The sequence below is a fragment of the Pseudomonas sp. JV414 genome, from assembly GCF_032424305.1.
Classification (GTDB): domain Bacteria; phylum Pseudomonadota; class Gammaproteobacteria; order Pseudomonadales; family Pseudomonadaceae; genus Aquipseudomonas; species Aquipseudomonas lini.
This window is the reverse complement of sequence record NZ_VYKC01000021.1, coordinates 33316-50923: the sequence shown is the minus strand read 5'-3', so window position 1 is coordinate 50923 and position 17608 is coordinate 33316. Positions and strand designations below refer to the sequence as shown.

At 58.7% G+C, this 17608-nt stretch carries 15 protein-coding genes; 1 reads left to right on the top strand and 14 read right to left on the bottom strand.

What is annotated here, in order from left to right:
- Nucleotides 1-59: 59 nt before the first annotated feature.
- From F6R97_RS22160 to F6R97_RS22135, 6 genes are read right to left on the bottom strand one after another with little or no spacing between them, the layout of a single operon-like run.
- Nucleotides 60-695, bottom strand: coding sequence for a protein-L-isoaspartate(D-aspartate) O-methyltransferase (locus F6R97_RS22160; protein WP_173667553.1), 636 nt, complete (start codon nt 693-695; stop codon nt 60-62).
- A gap of 41 nt (nt 696-736) precedes the next feature.
- Nucleotides 737-1486, bottom strand: coding sequence for a 5'/3'-nucleotidase SurE (gene surE, locus F6R97_RS22155; RefSeq protein ID WP_030127971.1), 750 nt, complete (start codon nt 1484-1486; stop codon nt 737-739).
- Entirely contained in the window at nt 1474-2532 is a 1059-nt protein-coding gene (gene truD, locus F6R97_RS22150; RefSeq protein ID WP_038979165.1) for a tRNA pseudouridine(13) synthase TruD, read from the bottom strand. The genes surE and truD overlap by 13 nt, the downstream gene beginning before the upstream one ends.
- Nucleotides 2529-3002: a 2-C-methyl-D-erythritol 2,4-cyclodiphosphate synthase gene (ispF, locus tag F6R97_RS22145; protein ID WP_038979164.1), complete on the bottom strand. Its 474-nt coding sequence runs from the start codon at nt 3000-3002 to the stop codon at nt 2529-2531. Before ispF ends, truD begins: the two co-directional genes overlap by 4 nt.
- Nucleotides 3003-3055: 53 nt before the next feature.
- A complete protein-coding gene (fghA, locus tag F6R97_RS22140; protein WP_038979163.1) occupies nt 3056-3901 on the bottom strand; it encodes an S-formylglutathione hydrolase in 846 nt (281 codons plus the stop codon).
- Between the two features lie 8 nt (nt 3902-3909).
- Nucleotides 3910-5022, bottom strand: coding sequence for an S-(hydroxymethyl)glutathione dehydrogenase/class III alcohol dehydrogenase (locus tag F6R97_RS22135; protein WP_038979162.1), 1113 nt, complete (start codon nt 5020-5022; stop codon nt 3910-3912).
- 106 nt (nt 5023-5128) lie between these two features.
- On the opposite strand from F6R97_RS22135, the gene F6R97_RS22130 reads away from it, so the two are divergent.
- Complete coding sequence (locus F6R97_RS22130; protein WP_038979161.1) at nt 5129-6025, top strand: LysR substrate-binding domain-containing protein; 897 nt, start codon at nt 5129-5131, stop codon at nt 6023-6025.
- 74 nt (nt 6026-6099) lie between these two features.
- Here the strand turns inward: F6R97_RS22130 and ispD are convergent, their stop codons facing one another.
- The 8 genes from ispD to dnaE all read right to left on the bottom strand — a co-directional run bounded on the left by ispD (nt 6100) and on the right by dnaE (nt 17526).
- The gene (gene ispD / locus F6R97_RS22125; protein WP_050682644.1) at nt 6100-6807 is read right to left on the bottom strand and encodes a 2-C-methyl-D-erythritol 4-phosphate cytidylyltransferase; all 708 of its coding nucleotides are present in this window, start codon (nt 6805-6807) and stop codon (nt 6100-6102) included.
- Nucleotides 6804-7082, bottom strand: coding sequence for a cell division protein FtsB (gene ftsB, locus F6R97_RS22120; protein WP_007907178.1), 279 nt, complete (start codon nt 7080-7082; stop codon nt 6804-6806). The genes ispD and ftsB overlap by 4 nt, the downstream gene beginning before the upstream one ends.
- A 171-nt stretch (nt 7083-7253) precedes the next feature.
- Nucleotides 7254-8543, bottom strand: a complete 1290-nt coding sequence (gene eno, locus F6R97_RS22115) for a phosphopyruvate hydratase (RefSeq protein WP_007907175.1) — start codon at nt 8541-8543, stop codon at nt 7254-7256.
- Between the two features lie 155 nt (nt 8544-8698).
- Entirely contained in the window at nt 8699-9544 is an 846-nt protein-coding gene (gene kdsA / locus F6R97_RS22110; protein WP_008072675.1) for a 3-deoxy-8-phosphooctulonate synthase, read from the bottom strand.
- Between the two features lie 5 nt (nt 9545-9549).
- Nucleotides 9550-11181: a CTP synthase gene (locus tag F6R97_RS22105; protein WP_007907172.1), complete on the bottom strand. Its 1632-nt coding sequence runs from the start codon at nt 11179-11181 to the stop codon at nt 9550-9552.
- Between the two features lie 274 nt (nt 11182-11455).
- Complete coding sequence (tilS, locus tag F6R97_RS22100) at nt 11456-12784, bottom strand: tRNA lysidine(34) synthetase TilS (protein ID WP_315867098.1); 1329 nt, start codon at nt 12782-12784, stop codon at nt 11456-11458.
- Nucleotides 12785-12917: 133 nt separating this feature from the next.
- Nucleotides 12918-13865: an acetyl-CoA carboxylase carboxyltransferase subunit alpha gene (locus F6R97_RS22095; RefSeq protein WP_038979157.1), complete on the bottom strand. Its 948-nt coding sequence runs from the start codon at nt 13863-13865 to the stop codon at nt 12918-12920.
- A gap of 139 nt (nt 13866-14004) precedes the next feature.
- Nucleotides 14005-17526: a DNA polymerase III subunit alpha gene (dnaE, locus tag F6R97_RS22090; protein ID WP_038979156.1), complete on the bottom strand. Its 3522-nt coding sequence runs from the start codon at nt 17524-17526 to the stop codon at nt 14005-14007.
- Nucleotides 17527-17608 lie beyond the last annotated feature (82 nt).

The following is a 17608-nucleotide window of genomic DNA, read 5'->3' as shown; positions in this document are numbered from 1 at the left end:
ATCGGTGCCGCTGTAAGACCCGGGCAATCGAAGAGAATTCAGCGTGCTTAAACAAATGCTCAGGCCAACGGCCCGTTGAGCAATGGCACAAAGCGCACAGCCCCCAGAACACGCCTGGAAAAGCCCTGTTCTTCACGGATGATCAACATCAATTGTTGAACTTCACCAGAGCCGACCGGAATCACCAGTCGCCCGCCCGGTGCCAACTGATCGAGCAGTGCCTGAGGCACGTCGGTGGCCACGGCGGTGACGATGATGCCGTTGTAAGGCGCCAGCGCCGGCCAGCCTTCCCAGCCATCGCCCCAGCGAAATACCACGTTGCGCAGGTTCAGCTCCACCAGGCGCTCCTTGGCGCGGTCTTGCAGAACCTTGATGCGCTCCACGGAAAAAACCCGCTCGACCAATTGCGACAGCACTGCCGTCTGGTAACCAGAACCGGTGCCGATTTCCATCACCTTGTCCAACGGACCGGCTTCCAGCAGCAGCTCGCTCATGCGAGCCACCATATAAGGCTGGGAAATGGTCTGGTTATGCCCGATCGGCAGCGCCGTATCTTCATAGGCGCGATGAGACAGTGCCTCATCGACGAACAAATGACGCGGGGTGCGGCGGATGACTTCCAGCACCTTGGCGTTGGATATTCCCTCTTCATAGAGGCGCTGAATCAGGCGCTCACGGGTTCGTTGAGAGGTCATCCCGATACCGCGATGCAGAATATGGTCTTGTTCACGAGCCATTAACGCAGACCCTCCAGCCAGCCATCGAGACTTCTGAAGGCATCATTAAAGGTGCGATCCAGTTGCAGTGGCGTGATTGAAACATAGCCTTGCATCACCGCATGGAAATCGGTACCCGGGCCGCCATCTTCTGCGTCCCCCGCCGCGGCGATCCAGTAACCGGATTTACCGCGCGGGTCGACCACTTTCATCGGTGCCGCGGCGCGGGCGCGATGGCCAAGGCGAGTCAGCTGAATACCGCGGATGTGCTCCAGCGGCAAGTTGGGAATGTTCACGTTCAGTACCGTGCGCGGTGGCAGTTCAAGGTCCGCGTGAGCCTCTACCAGTTTGCGCGCAAAATAAGCGGCTGTGGGAAGGTTCTCTACTTGCCGTGAGACGAACGAAAAGGCAAACGAAGGACGCCCAAGGAAACGTCCCTCGAGGGCCGCCGCCACGGTGCCGGAATACAGCACGTCATCCCCCAGGTTGGCCCCCAGGTTGATACCGGAAACTACCATGTCCGGCTCAAGCTCCAGCAAGCCGTTAAGGCCCAGGTGCACGCAGTCGGTGGGTGTGCCGTTGAGGCTGATAAAGCCATTGGCCAGGGTTTGCGGGTGCAACGGACGGTCGAGCGTCAGCGAACTGCTGGCGCCGCTTTTGTCCTGGTCCGGGGCGATAACCACACATTCGGTGTAATCCGCCAGCGCAGCATAAAGCGCGGCAAGACCGGGTGCGGTTACCCCATCGTCGTTAGAAATCAGAATACGCATGGGCTGTCCGTCTGCCCCACCGGCACCAGATCGACGAGTTCACGCACCAAAACGGTGGCGAAGCATCCGGCCGGCAGGACGAATTCCAGTTGCAGAATGTCAGGCTCGGGATAATGCCACGTCAACCCGCCAATGGGCAGCCGCAGGATGCGACGTTCGTGGCTCATTCCCGCGTTAATCAACCAATCGCGCAGATCCGCTTCGCGCGCGGCGATTGCCTGTTCCAGTTCATGGACAGCGCCTGACGTCGGCGAGTCACCTTCGCCCCACTGCGGGCCGGTGGGGTGCAGGTCGAGAATCGCCAGACGCGGATCGCTGCATTCGGCTTCACCTGCCGGGAAAAAACTGCGGCTGTCGGTGAACGCCAGCAGATCGCCTACCTGAGCGCGCTGCCAGGTGCCATCGGCGACACGCGCCGCCAACACTTGATTGAACAGAAAACTACGGGCGGTGGAGAGTAGCCGCGAACGCACATTGCGTTGTTCTGGCAGGGCCTTACGCGCCGCCCAGGCACGGGCGTCGACCACGTTGCCGCCGTCAAAGCCGAAACGCTGGGCGCCGAAATAATTGGGAATACCTTGCTTGGCGATCAGTTGCAGACGCTCTTCGATCGCCGCCTTGTCACCGGCGAACTGGGTCAAGCGCAAGGTGAAGCCGTTGGCCGAATGGGCACCGCGTTGCAGTTTGCGTTTATGCCGACCGGTCTTGAGGATTTTCAGCGTGTCATTTTCCGCCGCCGACAGATCAGGATCAGCCTTGCCCGGCAGTTGCACGCTAAACCACTGGCGAGTCAGCGCCTGACGGTCCTTGAGGCCGGCATAGCTGACGGTGCGCAACGGCACACCCGCCGCCTTGGCAATGCGCCGTGCCGCTTCTTCGGTATTCAGGCCGCGCTTTTCCACCCAGATCCACAGGTGTTCGCCATCACCACTGAGGGGGATATCAAGCACTTCATCGACCTGAAAATCTTCTGCTGTGGCTTTCAGTACAGCAGTACCGAGAGACTCACCATAGGCCCGCGGGCCGAGCAATTGCAGTTCGTTCATGCGCGCAGCAACAGGGCAACGGAGTGCACGGCAATGCCTTCTTCGCGACCGACAAAGCCAAGCTTTTCGGTGGTGGTAGCTTTCACGTTCACTTGATCCAACTCAACTTGAAGATCCGCGGCAATCAGCGCGCGCATCGATTCGATATGCGGGGCCATTTTCGGGGCCTGGGCAACAATGGTGTTATCGACGTTGCCGACTTTCCAGCCCTTGGCATGGATCAGTGCGACGACGTGACGCAACAGCACACGGCTGTCGGCGCCCTTGAATTGCGGGTCGGTGTCCGGGAAGTGCTTGCCGATATCACCCAGCGCGGCAGCGCCGAGCAAGGCGTCGCTCAAGGCGTGCAGCAGGACATCACCGTCGGAATGGGCGAGCAGCCCGAAGCTGTGTGCAATCCGCACGCCGCCCAGAGTGATGAAATCGCCTTCAGCGAAACGGTGCACATCGTAGCCGTGGCCAATACGCATAAAAAAACGCCCCGATTTTTGTCAGGGCGTGATTCTACCTGCTTTGTCAGACATTAGGCGCCTAGAGCACGCGCATGATGTTGCAGGTGGTCGTCAATGAAGCTGGCGATGAAGAAATAACTGTGGTCGTAGCCCGGTTGCAGACGCAACGTCAGCGGATGACCTGCCAGTTTGGCAGCCTGTTGCAAAGCTTCAGGCTTGAGCTGGGTGGCCAGGAAATCATCGCGATCACCCTGATCGACCAGTAGCGGCAGCTTCTCTTCAGCCTCGGCGATCAATGCACAGGCATCCCATTCGCGCCACTTCGAACGGTCTTCTCCCAAGTAACGGGAAAAGGCTTTCTGGCCCCAAGGGCAATCAATCGGATTGTTGATCGGCGAGAACGCCGATACCGACAGATAACGCCCTGGATTGCGCAACGCACAGACCAACGCGCCGTGGCCACCCATGGAGTGACCGCTGATGCCACGCTTTTCCGATGTCGGGAAATGCGCTTCGACCAATGCCGGCAATTCCTGCACGACATAGTCATGCATTCGATAATGCCGTGACCAGGGTTCCTGAGTGGCATTCAGATAAAAGCCGGCACCGAGGCCGAAGTCCCAGGCGCTATCCGGATCACCCGGCACATCAGGACCGCGAGGACTGGTGTCCGGTGCGACGATGATCAGCCCCAGCTCGGCGGCCATGCGCATGGCGCCGGCCTTTTGCATGAAGTTCTCGTCGGTGCAAGTCAGGCCGGACAACCAGTACAGCACCGGCAGCTTCCCACCCTGCTCCGCTTGCGGTGGCAGGTACACGGCAAACACCATGTCGCAACCGAGCACGTCGGAGCGGTGCCGATAGCGCTTGTGCCAGCCGCCGAAGCTTTTCTGACAGGAGATATTTTCCAGGCTCATGACCGACCTCAGAAATGGATGACGGTACGGATGCTTTTGCCTTCATGCATCAGGTCAAACGCCTTGTTGATATCTTCCAGGCCCATCGTGTGGGTGATGAAGGTATCCAGTGGAATCTCGCCGGTCTGGGCCATTTCGACATAGCTTGGCAACTCGGTACGCCCACGCACCCCACCGAACGCCGAACCGCGCCAGACGCGACCGGTCACCAATTGAAACGGACGGGTTGAGATTTCCTGACCGGCGCCAGCCACGCCGATGATCACCGACTCACCCCAACCTTTGTGGCAGCACTCAAGTGCGGCACGCATCAGCTGGACGTTGCCGATGCACTCGAAGGAAAAGTCGACGCCGCCATCAGTCATGTCGACGATCACTTCCTGAATCGGACGATCGAAGTCTTTCGGGTTTACACAATCGGTAGCGCCCAATTGCTTGGCGATCTCGAACTTGGCTGGGTTGATATCGATGGCGATGATCCGCGCTGCCTTGGCTTTGACCGCGCCAATCACCGCCGACAGACCGATGCCGCCCAGGCCGAAAATGGCGACGGTGTCACCTGGTTTGACCTTGGCAGTGTTGATTACCGCGCCGATGCCAGTAGTGACGCCACAACCCAGCAGGCAGACTTTTTCCAAGGGTGCTTCTTTAGGAATTTTGGCAACGGAGATTTCCGGCAGCACGGTGTACTCGGAAAAAGTCGAGGTACCCATGTAGTGGAAAATCGTTTCGCCCTTGTAGGAAAAACGCGAAGTGCCATCCGGCATCAGGCCTTTACCTTGAGTCGCGCGAATCGCCTGGCAGAGGTTGGTTTTGCCCGACAGACAGAATTTGCACTTGCCGCATTCCGGGGTGTACAGCGGGATCACATGATCGCCGACGGCGACCGAGGTCACGCCCTCGCCGATCGCTTCGACCACCGCACCACCTTCGTGACCCAGGATCGACGGGAAGATACCTTCCGGGTCAGCGCCCGAGAGGGTGTAGGCATCGGTATGGCAGACACCGGAGGCGACTACACGCAGCAGGACTTCACCCGCCTTGGGCATGGCGACATCGACTTCAACGATCTCGAGGGGTTTCTTGGCCTCGAAGGCAACGGCGGCGCGCGACTTGATCATGCTGTCTCTCCAGTGAATAAAAACAAGACAAGGAGTGTAATACAGCGGCTTACGATGAATAATCAGGACAAAAGCAAAACATTATTGCCATACAGGGATAATCCTGATGTCCGAAAACCGCTGGGAAGGCATCGATGAGTTCGTCGCCGTGGCCGAGTGCAGCCAATTCACCGCTGCGGCTGAACGCCTTGGGGTGTCTTCCTCTCATATCAGTCGCCAAATCGTACGGCTGGAAGAGCGTCTGCAAACCCGTTTGCTCTATCGCAGCACCCGCCGGGTCACGCTGACCGAGGCCGGGCAAACTTTTTTGCAGCATTGCCAGCGTTTGCAGGACGGTCGCGAAGAAGCCTTGCGCGCTGTCGGCGACCTGACCAGCGAACCCAAGGGCATGCTGCGCATGACCTGTGCCGTGGCCTACGGCGAACGATTCATCGTGCCACTGGTGACTCGCTTCATGGGACTGTATCCGCAACTGCGCGTCGACATCGAACTGAGCAACCGCCCGCTCGACCTTGTGCATGAAGGGTTGGACCTGGCCATCCGCCTCGGTCGTCTACAAGATTCAAGATTGGTCGCCACACGCCTGGCACCACGGCGCATGTACTTGTGCGCCTCGCCCTCCTACCTGGAAAGGTATGGTCGCCCACACAGCTTGTCGGAACTGAGTCGGCATAACTGCCTCATCGGCAGTTCGGATATCTGGCAACTGGAACAGAACGGGCGGGAATTTTCCCAGCGCGTACAGGGAAACTGGCGCTGCAACAGTGGGCAGGCGGTGCTGGATGCCGCGCTGCAAGGGGTTGGGTTGTGTCAGTTACCGGATTACTACGTGCTGGAATACCTGAAAAACGGCGAATTGATTTCGCTGCTGGAAGCCCATCAACCGCCAAACACAGCGGTTTGGGCGCTTTATCCGCAGCAACGGCATCTGTCGCCGAAGGTGCGCAAGTTGGTGGATTACTTGAAGGAAGGGTTGGCCGAGCGGCCGGAGTATCGGGCTTGATATCAAAAGATCGCAGCCTGCGGCAGCTCCTACGGGTGTACACATAACCTTGAGCTGCCGCAGGCTGCGATCTTTTAGTGGCGGTTAGCCCAACGCTGGCGCAACCACTCCAGATCTTCAGGGCGAGTGACTTTGATGTTATCGGATCGCCCCTCAATCAAGCGCGGCGCCTGGCCTGACCATTCCATGGCCGAGGCTTCATCGGTGACGACAACGTCCGCCACCAGACTGTCCGCCAACGCCCGATGCAATGCGCCAAGGCGAAACATCTGCGGCGTATAGGCCTGCCAGATCACGCTGCGATCCACCGTTTCCAGCACGCGCCCATGCTGGTCGACCCGCTTGAGGGTATCGCGCGCAGGCACCGCCAACAGACCGCCCACCGGATCGTCGGCCAGCTCACTGAGCAATTTATCGAGATCATCCCGTGCCAGATTCGGACGTGCGGCATCGTGAACCAATACCCAATCCTCATCGTCAGCGCCTTGGGCATGCAGATGCAGCAAGGCATTGAGCACCGACCCGGAGCGTTCGGCGCCACCTTCAACCCGCTGAATACGCGGATCGGCAGCACATGCCAGGTTTGGCCAGTAAGGATCGTCGATTGCAAGACTGACCACCAACCCCTTCAGGGCAGGATGATCGAGGAAACAGCCGAGGCTGTGTTCGAGAATAGTGCGCCCGCCCAGTTGCAAGTATTGCTTGGGACGGTCCGCGGCCATACGGGCACCGACGCCCGCGGCAGGAATCACGGCCCAGAAGGCCGGTAACGAATTAATCATTGGGCCAACTGGTAAAGAGTTTCACCGTCCTTGACCATGCCCAACTCATGACGAGCCCGTTCTTCAACGGTCTCCATGCCCTTTTTCAATTCGCTGACTTCCGCGTCCATCACCCGATTGCGCTCCAGCAACGCCTCGTTCTCGGCGTGTTGATCCGCAATCTGCTGCTTCAGCTCGGCCACTTGCGCCAGACTGCCATTACCCACCCACAGGCGGTACTGCAGGCCGGCCAGCAGCAAGAGCAAGACGAGGAACAACCAATTGGGACTGCGCATCGAATATCAGGTATCCAGTGAAAAAAGACAGCCATGCCAAAACTTTGAAGCTTCTGATAGCACGAAGCCTGGAAGAACCAGGCTTGTGCTCTTAAGGCATCAGATTAGTGGCAAATCCATCGCTGCTGCGATTTTTCCGACACAATCCGGTGTCTTTTTACCAATTAACGATTAACCGCGGAATTCGCTGCGACCGTTGTACTTGGCTTTGCCATTCAACTGCTCTTCGATACGCAGCAGTTGGTTGTACTTGGAAACACGGTCGGAACGGCACAGGGAGCCGGTCTTGATCTGGCCAGCCGCAGTGCCCACAGCCAGGTCGGCAATGGTCGAATCTTCGGTTTCGCCGGAGCGGTGCGAGATCACGGCGGTGTAACCAGCGGCCTTGGCCATCTGGATCGCTTCCAGGGTTTCGGTCAGGGTGCCGATCTGGTTGAACTTGATCAGGATCGAGTTGGCGATCTTTTTATCGATGCCTTCTTTCAGGATCTTGGTGTTGGTCACGAACAGGTCGTCGCCCACCAGCTGAGTCTTCTCGCCGATTTTGTCGGTGAGGATTTTCCAGCCAGCCCAGTCGGATTCGTCCAGACCGTCTTCGATGGAGATGATCGGGTAACGCTCGGTCAGACCTTTCAGGTAATCGGCGAAACCTTCAGCGGTGAACACCTGGCCTTCGCCGGACAGGTTGTACTTGCCGTCTTCGTAGAATTCGCTGGCGGCGCAGTCCAGAGCCAGGGTCACGTCGGTGCCCAGCTTGTAACCGGCATTGGCCACGGCTTCGGAGATCACTTTCAAAGCGTCTTCGTTGGAAGCCAGGTTCGGTGCGAAACCACCTTCGTCACCGACCGCAGTGCTCAGGCCACGAGCCTTCAGTACAGCTTTAAGGTGATGGAAAATCTCGGTGCCCATGCGCAGACCTTCCGAGAAAGACTTGGCGCCAACTGGCTGAACCATGAATTCCTGGATGTCGACGTTGTTATCGGCGTGCTCGCCCCCGTTGATGATGTTCATCATCGGAACCGGCATCGAGTAAACACCCGGGGTGCCGTTCAGGTTAGCGATGTGTGCGTACAGCGGCAGGTCCTGGTCCTGTGCTGCTGCCTTGGCCGCGGCCAGGGAAACGGCGAGGATCGCGTTGGCGCCCAGGGTCGCTTTGTTTTCGGTGCCGTCCAGCTTGATCATCGCGTGATCCAGCGCTTTCTGGTCGCTTGGGTCTGCACCCAGCAACAGATCGCGGATCGGACCGTTGATGTTGGCGACGGCTTTCAGAACGCCTTTGCCCAGGTAACGGCTCTTGTCGCCATCACGCAGCTCGAGTGCTTCACGCGAGCCAGTGGAAGCACCGGATGGCGCGCAAGCGCTGCCGATGATGCCGTTATCGAGAAGCACGTCTGCTTCCACAGTGGGATTGCCACGGGAGTCGAGAACTTCACGACCTTTGATGTCGACGATTTTTGCCATTGTTGTAAACACTCCAAAGTTGACGAAAACGACGCAGCTGAAGGAAATCTTTTATCGTCGGCAAGCAACAGGCAACGGCAGGCTTGCGGACGATAAGGCTCAAGCCCGAGGGCCTGAGCATTAAATCGTGCGGTACTTTACCGGAGAAATGAGGTTTACGCGGTTTCTACCGTCGGAAAACTCTTCACCAGTTCGTCCAGTGCTTTGAGTTGAGCCAGGAAGGGTTCCAGTTTGTCCAGACGCAAGGCGCAAGGGCCGTCGCATTTGGCGTTATCCGGATCCGGGTGCGCTTCGAGGAACAGACCGGCCAGCGACTGGCTCATGCCGGCCTTGGCCAGGTCGGTGACCTGGGCACGACGACCGCCTGCGGAGTCGGAGCGACCGCCGGGCATTTGCAGCGCGTGGGTCACATCGAAGAACACTGGGTATTCGAACTGCTTCATGATGCCGAAGCCAAGCATGTCGACCACCAGGTTGTTGTAGCCGAAGCTCGAACCACGCTCGCAGAGGATCAACTGATCGTTACCGGCTTCTACGCATTTGTTCAGGATGTGTTTCATTTCCTGAGGCGCGAGGAACTGGGCTTTCTTGATGTTGATCACCGCACCGGTCTTGGCCATCGCGACCACGAGGTCGGTCTGGCGCGACAGGAAGGCCGGCAGCTGGATGATGTCGCAGACTTCAGCGACGACCGCGGCCTGATCAGGCTCGTGGACGTCAGTGATGACCGGCACGCCGAAGGCTTGCTTGATGTCCTGGAAAATCCGCATGCCCTCTTCCAGGCCGGGGCCACGGTAAGAGGTCACAGAAGAACGGTTCGCCTTGTCGAAACTGGCCTTGAACACGTAAGGGATACCGAGTTTCTCAGTGACCTTTACGTACTCTTCGCAGACCTGCATCGCCATGTCGCGGCTTTCCAGCACGTTCATGCCACCGAACAGCACCATTGGCTTGTCGTTGGCAATCTCGATGTTGCCTACGCGGATGATCTTCTGCGCCATCAGGTTTATGCCTTCTTCTGGTGTTGGGTCAAAGCGGCTTTAACGAAGCCGCTGAACAACGGGTGACCGTCACGTGGCGTCGAGGTGAACTCAGGGTGGAACTGGCAAGCGACGAACCATGGATGATCCGGTGCTTCGACCACTTCAACCAGCGCGCCATCACCGGAACGACCGGAGATTTTCAGACCGGCCTCGATGATTTGCGGCAGCAGGTTGTTGTTCACTTCGTAGCGATGACGGTGACGCTCGACGATCACGTCCTTGGCGTAGCAATCGTGCACCAGGGAACCTGGCTCAAGCAGGCAATCCTGAGCGCCAAGGCGCATGGTGCCGCCCAGATCAGAGGTTTCGGTGCGGGTTTCGACTGCGCCGGTGGCATCTTCCCACTCGGTGATCAGACCCACGACCGGGTGACCGCTGGTGCGATCGAACTCGGTGGAGTTGGCGTCTTTCCAGCCCATGACGTTACGCGCGAACTCGATAACGGCCACTTGCATGCCCAGGCAGATACCCAGGTATGGAACCTTGTTTTCGCGAGCGTATTGAACGGCAGTGATCTTGCCTTCAACGCCACGCAGACCGAAGCCGCCCGGTACCAGAATCGCGTCGACGCCTTCCAGCAGTGCGGTACCCTGGTTTTCGATGTCTTCGGAATCGATGTAGCGCAGGTTGACCTTGGTGCGGTTGCTGATGCCGGCGTGACTCATCGCTTCGATCAGCGACTTGTAGGCGTCCAGCAGTTCCATGTACTTGCCGACCATCGCGATGGTGACTTCGTGTTCCGGGTTCAGCTTGGCATCGACCACCGCTTCCCACTCGGACAGATCGGCGCTGTCGCATTGCAGGCCGAAACGCTCGACGACGAAATCATCCAGGCCCTGGGAGTGCAGAATGCCCGGGATCTTGTAGATGGTGTCGGCGTCTTCCAGCGCGATCACCGCACGTTCTTCAACGTTGGTGAACTGGGCGATCTTGCGACGCGAAGAGATGTCGATCGGGTGATCGGAGCGGCATACCAGAACATCAGGTTGCAGGCCGATGGAACGCAGTTCCTTGACCGAGTGCTGAGTTGGCTTGGTTTTGGTTTCGCCGGCGGTGGCGATGTACGGCACCAGTGTCAGGTGCATCAGCATCGCGCGCTTGGCGCCGACTTCGAAACGCAATTGACGGATCGCTTCGAGGAACGGTTGCGATTCGATGTCACCCACGGTGCCACCGATCTCGACCATGGCCACGTCGGCATCGCCGGCGCCCTTGATGATCCGGCGCTTGATTTCGTCGGTGATGTGCGGGATCACCTGAATGGTTGCGCCCAGGTAATCACCACGGCGCTCTTTGCGCAGGACGTGTTCGTAGACACGGCCGGTGGTGAAGTTGTTGTTCTGGGTCATGGTCGTGCGGATGAACCGCTCGTAGTGGCCCAGGTCCAGGTCGGTCTCGGCGCCGTCGTGGGTGACGAACACTTCACCGTGCTGGAACGGGCTCATGGTGCCCGGGTCAACGTTGATGTACGGGTCCAGCTTCAGCATGGTGACCTTAAGTCCCCGCGCCTCCAGGATGGCCGCCAATGAAGCCGAGGCAATGCCTTTCCCCAATGAAGAAACAACACCGCCCGTGACGAATATGTAGCGCGTCATGAAAAACCCTAGAAGTCTGCGTTAAAGCGGTCCGAGCCGCCGGGGAAAGCGAAGGAAGGCCGAAGCCCCCGATCACCTGCATTAATCACAGTGCACCTTTCAAAAAAACCGCCGCGTTGGGACAGACCGGTAGATGAAACACCGGTAGGTTGCTCGCTACACATTTTTTGGAATCGCCCAGCAAAGACTGCTTGGTAATCGGCAACTCCTGCGATTCAGGCGAATCCACAGAAGTTGTATCAAGAAGGGAGCGTAGTCTACCGGAAAGCCCCTTTCAGCTCAAACCTTGATCTTCGACCTGTGGCTGCCAATGCAAATACCAGCCACCTTGCTCACCACCATTTAGCCCCTGCAGGTTCGCCACCGCCAGCAATTGCTGGCCTCTGTAGACCAGCGGCAATCTGCCACGGGCGAAGCCCGGCACACCGCTTTCGTTGAGCAAACGCTTCAAGTCACGGTGGCCGCGATCGGGCAAATTCATGACCTCACCGCCTTCACGATAGCGGATTTGCAGCGGGCCATCGGGGGGCTGACCGGTGAATGTGAGTACGCCATTATCCGACAACGCCAGCGATACCGAGGGATCAGCCCAAGATACCGGCGATGGCGGAGTGCGCAGCCAGCCACCCGACAACCACCAGAGACGTCCACCCGCGCGATGCAATTCACCCGACGCCAGTCGCCAGACCGGACGCGCATCGCCGGTCGCATCGCGCAAATTCTCCCAACCCGACCAATGGTCACTGTCCGGCAAAGTTGTCAGCGGTTTGAGCCAGTGACTTAGCGCGTTGCGCTGGCGCGCATCAGACAGTTTTTCCAGTGGTGCCAGCTCCAGCGACGGCAAACCCAGCCAATCGAAATCGCTGACCGTGGTGGCGTGGGCCAGATCGATTTTCGCCAATTCGTCGAGCAGTCCCTGCGCTTCGCTCAGATGCGCGGCACTGCGAGCCATGGTCGCCACCGCTTGCGGCCAGCGCGCGGTCAACACGGGGAACACCTGATGACGCAGATAATTGCGCGAGAACTGGCGGTCCTGGTTCGACGGATCCTCGATCCAGCTCAACTGATATTCAGTCGCGTAGGCCTCAAGCTCGGCACGAGTGACATCAAGCAAGGGTCGCAGCAGATGCCCCCGGCCCAAAGGACGCTCACTCGGCATCCCCGACAACCCTCTCACCCCTGCTCCACGCATCAGCCGAAACAACAGGGTTTCCGCCTGATCGTCACGGTGTTGGCCAGTGAGCAGCACTTCACCAGCATGAGTCGCCGCGATGAAGGCGCCATAACGCGCATCCCGCGCCGCACGCTCAAGGCTGGCGCCGGGTTCAACCTGAACACGCACGACCTCTAACGGCACTCCCAACGCATCACAGACCGACTGACAATGTTCCGGCCACGCATCAGCCGCAGCCTGGAGGCCGTGGTGGACATGGATGGCGGTCAGCATCGGCAGGGATTGGGTTTTCGCAAGGTGCGCGAGAAGGTGCAGCAGGACGGTGGAGTCGAGACCACCGGAGAACGCGATGCGCCAGGTTGTGGCGGTGCGCCAAGGGGCTAGATTCAGCAGGAGCCTGGTAGGCAGATCGATCTTGGATGAGCTCATAGTGTTCACTTCGCCCAAATCAAATGTGGGAGCGAGCTTGCTCGCGATTGAGGTGTAACAGCCAACCTATTTGTTGAATGTTAAGCCGCCATCGCGAGCAAGCTCGCTCCCACATGGGTATAGCGAGGTCAGATCAGAGACCGTAGCTCATCAGTCGATCGTAACGGCGCTTGAGCAGCGCTTCGTTATCGAACTTCTTCAACATCGCCAGTTGCGAGCTCAGTTCGGCGCGGATCGAGGCAGCCGCAGCGGCCGGATCACGATGAGCGCCGCCCAATGGCTCGCCGATCACTTTATCGACAATGCCCAGGCCCTTCAGACGTTCGGCAGTGATGCCCATGGCTTCAGCAGCATCCGGGGCTTTCTCGGAAGTTTTCCACAGAATCGAGGCGCAACCTTCCGGCGAAATCACCGCGTAGGTCGAGTACTGCAGCATGTTCAACTGATCGCAGACACCGATCGCCAGTGCACCACCGGAACCACCCTCACCGATCACAGTGGCGATGATTGGGGTTTTCAGGCGAGCCATGACGCGCAGGTTCCAGGCAATCGCTTCGCTCTGGTTGCGCTCTTCGGCGTCGATACCCGGGTAAGCACCCGGGGTGTCGATGAAGGTCAGGATCGGCATTTTGAAACGCTCGGCCATTTCCATCAGACGGCACGCCTTGCGGTAGCCTTCCGGACGTGGCATGCCGAAGTTGCGACGAACCTTCTCGCGCACTTCGCGGCCTTTCTGGTGACCGATGATCATCACCGGCTGGTCGTCCAGACGGGCAATGCCGCCAACGATCGCAGCGTCATCGGAGAAGTGACGGTCGCCGTGCAGTTCGTCGAACTCGGTGAAGATGTGTTCGATGTAGTCCAGGGTATACGGACGTTTCGGGTGACGCGCCAGACGGGCGATCTGCCAGCTGGTCAGCTTGCCGAAGATGTCTTCGGTCAGCGTGCTGCTCTTGTCCTGCAGGCGGGAGATCTCATCGCCGATATTCAGCGAATTGTCATTACCGACCAAGCGCAACTCTTCGATCTTGGCTTGCAGGTCGGCGATCGGCTGTTCGAAATCTAGAAAATTCGGGTTCATAGGCGTCCGTCTTGGGTCGACCTCCAAGAGAACTTGGGCCGGCCGGTTGTCTATTCGCGCCCTACCTTAAGGGACAGGCGCGTTCAGGTCGAGATTAAAAATTCGGGTCAAGATCAGGTGCTTCAAACACACCTGACCGTCAACGGTATTGGAGGAAGACGTTGTCTCGCCCGAACTGGTCACGCAGGGCTTGAATCAAGGCATCTGCCGGATCGATCCGCCAAGTCTCGCCGAACTGCAACAAGGCCTTCGCGTCGGGACTGGTGTACTCCATCGTGATCGGGCACGCGCCGCGGTGGCGCTTGAACAGCTCACCCAGCCAGCGTAGCTGATCGCCCTTCAAATCCTTGGTATGCAATTTCAGGCGCAGGCTTTCGGCGAGGTTGGTGCGCGCGTCTTCCATGCTCATCACCCGCTTGACCCGCAACCGCAGGCCGCCAGAGAAGTCGTCGTTGCTGACTTCGCCTTCGACCACCACCATCGCGTCGGTCTGCAACAGCGACTGCGCGGAATGGAAAGCGTCGGCGAACAGCGAGGCTTCGATCCGGCCGGAGCGGTCGTCGAGGGTGATAAAACCCATCTTGTCGCCCTTTTTGTTCTTCATCACTCGCAGGGCGATGATCATGCCCGCGACCGTCTGCGTATCGCGAGCCGGCTTCAGGTCGATGATGCGCTGACGGGCGAAACGACGGATCTCGCCTTCGTATTCGTCGATCGGGTGACCGGTCAGGTACAGGCCCAGGGTGTCTTTCTCCCCTTTCAGGCGCTCCTTGAGGGTCAGTTCCTTGGCCTTGCGATGATTGGCGTAGACGTCGGCGTCTTCCTCGACGAACAGGCCGCCAAACAGATCGGCGTGGCCACTGTCGTGGGTGCGAGCGGTTTGTTCGGCAGCCTTGATCGCCCCTTCCATCGCGTTCAACAAGACCGCGCGGTTCTGGTCGATGCTGGCTTGATAGGCTTTTGGTTCGTCATGGAAATACGGGCCCAGACGATCCAGCGCGCCGCTGCGGATCAAACCATCCAGGGTGCGCTTGTTGATCCGTTTGAGATCGACACGGGCGCAGAAATCGAACAGATCCTTGAACGGTCCGTCCTGACGCGCCTCGGTGATCGCTTCCACCGGCCCTTCGCCCACACCCTTGATTGCGCCGAGGCCATAAATAATGCGGCCTTCGTCATTCACCGTGAACTTGAACTCCGAAGTATTCACATCCGGCGCGTCGAGACGCAGCTTCATGGTGCGAATTTCTTCGATCAAGGTCACGACCTTGTCGGTGTTGTGCATATCCGCCGACAGTACCGCAGCCATGAACGGCGCCGGGTAGTGGGTTTTCAGCCACGCGGTCTGGTACGACACCAGGCCATACGCGGCGGAGTGGGATTTGTTGAAGCCATAACCGGCGAACTTTTCTACCAGGTCAAAGATGTTACCGGCCAGGTCGGCGTCGATATTGTTGGTGGCACAACCTTCAATGAAACCGCCACGTTGCTTGGCCATTTCTTCGGGTTTTTTCTTACCCATGGCTCGACGCAGCATGTCTGCACCGCCAAGGGTATAACCGGCCATGACCTGGGCAATCTGCATCACCTGTTCTTGATACAGGATGATGCCGTAAGTCGGCGCCAGGACTGGCTTGAGGCCTTCGTACTGGTAATCCGAGTGCGGGTACGCGAGTTCCGCGCGACCGTGCTTACGGTTGATGAAGTCGTCAACCATGCCTGATTGCAACGGGCCCGGACGGAACAGGGCCACCAGTGCGATCAAGTCTTCCAGGCAGTCGGGCTTGAGCTTTTTGATCAGCTCTTTCATGCCGCGCGACTCGAGCTGGAACACCGCAGTGGTTTCAGCTTTTTGCAGCAGCGTGTAGGTCGGTTTGTCGTCCAGTGGAATGAACGCGATGTCCAGCGGTGGCTCGTTGACCTTGGCGCGATCGCGGTTGATGGTTTTCAGGGCCCAGTCGATGACCGTCAGGGTCCGCAGCCCCAGGAAGTCGAACTTCACCAGACCGGCCGCCTCGACGTCATCCTTGTCGAACTGGGTTACCAGGCCATCGCCCGCTTCGTCGCAATAAATCGGCGAGAAGTCGGTCAGCTTGGTCGGCGCGATTACCACACCACCAGCATGCTTGCCGACGTTACGCACAACGCCTTCGAGCTTGCGCGCCATCTCCCAGATTTCCGCAGCCTCTTCATCGACCTTGATGAAGTCGCGCAGGATTTCTTCCTGCTCGTAGGCTTTTTCCAGAGTCATGCCGACTTCGAACGGAATCATCTTCGACAGACGATCCGCCAAGCCGTAGGACTTGCCCTGCACCCGCGCCACGTCGCGGACCACCGCTTTCGCCGCCATGGAACCGAAAGTGATGATCTGGCTAACCGCGTTACGGCCGTATTTCTCGGCAACGTAATCGATCACCCGGTCACGGCCGTCCATGCAGAAGTCGACGTCGAAGTCGGGCATGGATACCCGTTCCGGGTTCAGGAACCGTTCGAACAGCAGGTCATATTCCAGCGGGTCGAGGTCGGTGATCTTCTGCACATAGGCCACCAGCGACCCGGCACCCGACCCACGACCCGGACCTACCGGTACGCCGTTGCTCTTGGCCCACTGGATAAAGTCCATCACGATCAGGAAGTAACCGGGGAAGCCCATCTGGATGATGATATCCAGTTCGAAATTCAGCCGGTCGACGTAGACCTGGCGCTTGGCTTCATAGTCTTCGGTGGTGTCCTTGGGCAGCAGAACGGTGAGGCGCTCTTCCAGACCGTCGAAGGAAACCTTGCGGAAATACTCGTCGATGGTCATGCCATCGGGAATCGGGAAGTTGGGCAGGAAGTGCTTGCCCAGTTTCACGTCGATGTTGCAGCGCTTGGCGATCTCGACGGTGTTTTCCAGCGCCTCGGGCAAGTCGCTGAACAACTCGGCCATTTCCTCGGCGCTTTTGAGGTATTGCTGATCGCTGTAATTCTTCGAACGCCGCGGATCGTCGAGGGCGCGACCCTCACCGATGCAAACGCGGGTTTCGTGGGCTTCGAAGTCTTCCTGCTTGATGAAGCGCACGTCGTTGGTCGCCACCAGCGGCGCGCCGATTTTCGCCGCCAGGGCCACGGCGCCGTGCAGTTGTTCTTCGTCATTGGGACGGCTGGTGCGCTGGACTTCCAGATAGAAACGATCCGGGAATACCGCCATCCACTCGCGAGCCAGGGTTTCAGCTTCGTCCGGGTTGCCGCTGAGCATGGCCAGACCGATCTCGCCCTCTTTGGCCGCCGACAGCATGATCAAGCCTTCGCTGGCTTCGGCCACCCACTCACGCTCGATGATGATCGAGCCATTGCGCTGGCCGTCGATGAAGCCGCGGGAGATCAGTTCGGTGAGGTTGCGATAGCCCACGGCGTTCATCGCCAGCAGGCTGATCCGACTCAAGGCGTTGTCCGGATCCTTGTTCGACAGCCACAGGTCGGCGCCGCAGATCGGCTTGATCCCCGCGCCCATGGCAGCTTTATAGAATTTGACCAGGGAACACATGTTGTTCTGGTCGGTGACCGCCACGGCAGGCATGTTCATGCCGACCAGGGTCTTGACCAGCGGTTTGATCCGCACCAGACCGTCGACCAGGGAATATTCAGTGTGCAGGCGTAGATGAACGAATGAAGCCGGCATAGTGATCCTGTCTAGAAACTAGAAACGTAAAGACAACAAGGCCCGGATTGTACCGGGCCTTGAGTAAAACATCAGCCTGCGA